Below are 1,913 nucleotides of genomic sequence, written 5' to 3'. Positions count from 1 at the left end.
GAGCGGGGCCTGGTACCAGCCCGCCCGGGCGTCGCCCACGGAGCCGACGACCTCGGCGGGCGCGTCGGCGGCGGCGGCCAGTCGCAGCAGGTCGTCGGCGGTGGCCGGGTCTTCGGTGACGATCAGCGCGGCGGTCATCGCGCTCTCCTCTCACATCGGTGGAGTTCCACGATGCGCCGCGCGACGCGTCCCCCGAAAGCGTGCTCCCGAACTGTGGACAACTTCCGTTCGAGCACACGAACCCACAGGTCAAGCCCGTTGTGTCGAGGAGATTTGTGAAGGCCCGGGCGGGGGCTCCGGGGGGTGGAAACCGCCACCCGGGCCGTTCACGTAAGGCGACCCCCGCCGGGGGGGAGAGCGGGGGTCGCCGAACGGTCCGGCTCCGGGGGGGTAGAGCCGGCCCGTTTTCCCAAGAAAGTCTCGGTCAGATCGCACTAAGTGGTACACCAGTTTGATCTACGGGAGTAGCAATCTCGCCAACTACAGTCTAGGCAGATACAACATATGCTGCCCGATCGGCGAGAGTTCCGTCGAGCGGGAAAGTCCCTCCGCGAGGACGATTTTTCTAGCCTGGTTGGGAAGACGGTACTCCCGCGCCCGCCGAAGCCCCACTCGGCCCCCGCCGAGCCCCTCACTCGTCTCCTGTCAAGCCCTACTCGCCCGCAGTCCGAGGCGGGCCGGGCGGCGGCCGGCGCCCAAGCGTCCGCACACATGGCGCACACCGAGAAGGGGCGGAAAGGCGACCGCTCACACTGAGTGATCAAAAACGATGATCGTGAAGTGCCGGGAGAATGGCGTCTTCCAGCCCACGGGTGCCTCTCCGCCCCCAGGGGCCACTCCGCCGTTCCCTGCGCACGGACGCCCGCCAGGGCTCTTCTTTTACCGATCGAGGCCTTGTCAACTGGACAAATGAGGCGTAGACAGGTTCTACGGACCGAGTGTCCGTGCACGGCAGCCGGGCACCCACGCGCGACCAGCCGCGGGAGGCGCGTCGAGACGGGCTTGACCCGCTCCGACGAATACCAGTTGCACGCTTGGTAACCCGGTGTGACGTGACTAGGGCGGCGCCCCGCCTAGCGCGGGGTGCCGTTCATTTGCTCTCACAGCCCTTACCCGGCGCGTTTCCCCTTGGCCCAGGCCACGTTCTCCCATGTCAACGCGCATGCTCCCCCTCACGGGAACGCGAAGGAACGAGCAGAGGCACGGGCGAACGCACGGGCCCATTCACGCGCAGGCGCACGAGCCGATACTCACGCGCACGCACATACGGCCAGCGGCACGTTCACATGCGGCACGGCACACACGCTCTCAGCCGCTCCTTCGTCCGCTGCACCGGCCTGCGCGAAGTCGCGGCCACACATCAGCACGGATGTCCGAGAAGAAGCGACGCACGCCCACTCACCTGCGGAAACTCATCCCATGCGAGTCAGCGGATTCAAAGGCCAGGGCGCAAAGGACGCACGCTGACCAGCCAGAACGCATAGAACCCCAACAGAGCTCCACGACAGAGCTCCACGCATGAAGGCGAACACCAGCAGGCGCCCATCGACGTCGGTGACGAGCCCTGCGAGGGTGTCCGGCCACCCAGCCCAGCCAAGCAACCCGGCCAACCAGCCTGGTCCGCGGTCGTCGGCAGCAGCCGTAGCCGCCGGCCGGGCGACCTCCAGCAAGAACCGCAGCCGTCAGCCGCGAAGGTAGGCCTCGCAGATCGCCTGGGAGTCGCGCGCCGCGGCGACCGTGGCATCGGCGCAGTGCCGAATCCACTGGACCATGCCCTCGGTGGTGCCGGACGCATACGCGCGCAGGGCGTCCGGGTACTCCTCGGCGCGTTCCAGGTGGCCGACCTCGGGAGCCGTCAGGGACTTGGGGTCCAGGCCGCGCGCGGCCGAGCGGCTCACGTTCGTCGCGCGCGG

General features: G+C 68.3%; 2 pseudogenes. Both read right to left on the bottom strand.

Annotated elements, in window-relative coordinates:
- Nucleotides 1-138: pseudogene (locus AB0J52_RS38455) on the bottom strand (septum site-determining protein Ssd); the annotation flags it as partial.
- A gap of 1,544 nt (nucleotides 139-1,682) precedes the next feature.
- A pseudogene (locus AB0J52_RS38450) lies at nucleotides 1,683-1,913 on the bottom strand (oxidoreductase); the annotation flags it as partial.

The sequence above is a fragment of the Spirillospora sp. NPDC049652 genome, from assembly GCF_040675125.1.
GTDB lineage: Bacteria > Actinomycetota > Actinomycetes > Streptosporangiales > Streptosporangiaceae > Spirillospora.
This window is presented reverse-complemented; position numbering and strand designations above follow the sequence as displayed.